At 37.8% G+C, this 1,724-nt stretch carries 2 protein-coding genes; both read left to right on the top strand.

The annotated features are described in order from the left end of the window. A partial coding sequence (locus tag OKX56_RS02915; RefSeq protein ID WP_353737759.1) for a 4Fe-4S binding protein occupies positions 1 to 524 on the top strand: 524 nt, incomplete at its 5' end. 127 nt (positions 525 to 651) lie between these two features. Further along, positions 652 to 1,644: a trigger factor gene (locus OKX56_RS02905; protein WP_287895608.1), complete on the top strand. Its 993-nt coding sequence runs from the start codon at positions 652 to 654 to the stop codon at positions 1,642 to 1,644. Positions 1,645 to 1,724: the final 80 nt, after the last annotated feature.

Here is a 1,724-nt window from a genome sequence, read left to right as displayed (position 1 = left end):
TTTCAGCAATTACGTTGCAGATTCCCAGGATAACTAACCTGAAATGGTATGTGCTTATGGCCGGGTCTCTCGGATTTATTATCCTTTTGGGAAAAAATCTGTATTGCGCTTGGATTTGTCCTTTTGGAGCAGTACAGGAGATTCTTAACAAGGCTGCAGGGTTCAAATCTCTGAATATTTCCCAGAAGACTATTAAAATACTCAGGCTGGTAGCTCCGACCATTTTATGGGTTGCACTTCTGCTGGGCACATTACTGGGTGACTATGGGACATTGGATTACCAGCCTTTTGGCGCGCTCTTCCTGTTCAAATCGGTATGGTTAATGTGGTTGATGTTACCGATCTTCTTGTTTATGAGCTTATTTATTAGCCGTTTTTATTGTAAATTCTTCTGTCCGGTAGGATTTATTTACAATTTGCTTAACCGTTGGCGAAATGAGGAGGTAAGAATATGGAAACAGAGAGTAGATCGATTGAAACGCAAAAAAAAGGAAGAACAAGAGACCTGGTCTTCACACTCTTGATCCTTATTTTCGCAGTCGCCCATTTTGTTGTAATGCTTCAGTCAGTAGGAATCCTGAGGGCTGACCGTTGAAATTTTCCTGAGAAAGTAGCGTATCAAATAGACATAACGAGGGAGGAATCGTGATAATGAAACAGTTCGAACTTGGACAATATAAGGGTCTAAATGTCAAGCGTTTTGATACAACAGTCCAAGAAGAGGAGATTCAGCAAGCCTTAGATTATATCATAGGCTCTTTTGATGAAATTGAAGAAGAAAAAAGAAATGAGCCTATTAAAACAAACGATTATGTAATCGTGGATATTGACGGTTATGAAAAGGATGCAACAGTACCGGTTATAAGAAACATCGATACAAAATTAATAGTCGGCAGTGAAGGTGTATTTCGAGAAGTTAGTGCAAATCTCCTAGGGAAGAAAATGGGCGACACAGTGACCTTTGAGAGTGTTATTCAGCCCGATGCCTTAGAATTTCAGCGTTGGTGGGGAAGCGAGTTTACATTTACCGTTAAGATTAAGAGCGTTTTTGTGGTGAAGAAACCAGAATTGACTGAAGAATTAATTAGGAAAGTTGAACCTGATCTAAAAAACCTGAAAGACTTAAAAAATATGCTTGCCCTAAAAATCACTCACGAAAAAGAGGGGAAGGAACGGGAGGCAAATATTCTCTTGATTTTTCAAGCTTTAGTTAAACAATGTAAGTATGAATTTGATGAAGAAGAATTGGATTCAGCTGCTGAAGATTTATATAAGAAATTTACTGAAGAACTCAAAATAGTTGATGATATGGAACTTATGGAATATTTGATCCATAGAAAAATAACCGCAGACCAATTGCTGGCCGAATGTAAGGAAGAGGCATCCAGAAGGATTCTCTGGGAACTTATGATAAATTCTGTTATTGAGAAAGAAGAGATAAATCTTACTCCGGATGAAATCAAATATCTTGAAAAGCGAATTAACGAAAGCCGACAAAACGGTCAACTCCCCGAAGAGTTTATGGACATCAATTTTTTACTGGCATCGTATTTACGAAAAAAAACAATAGACTATTTGCTAAAAATCAATTTGGCAAGGGTGTATCCCGAACTCTGTGTAAACTCTAAAATTGATGTAAAATAAGGCGAATATTTTATGGGAGCAATAGCTTAAATGGCTGTCGCTCCTTTTGTCTGCATTATACAAGAATTTTCAGGGTTGTC

Origin of the sequence: Dehalobacter sp., assembly GCF_030063005.1 — a bacterium.
Lineage (GTDB): Bacteria > Bacillota > Desulfitobacteriia > Desulfitobacteriales > Syntrophobotulaceae > Dehalobacter > Dehalobacter restrictus.
Note: the sequence above shows the minus strand (reverse complement) of the source record. Positions and strands in the feature narration are given on the sequence as shown.

Coding starts and splice junctions, on each gene's coding strand:
- OKX56_RS02905 (WP_287895608.1), top strand. CDS start 652: ATGAAACAGTTCGAACTTGGACAATATAAGGGTCTAAATGTCAAGCGT.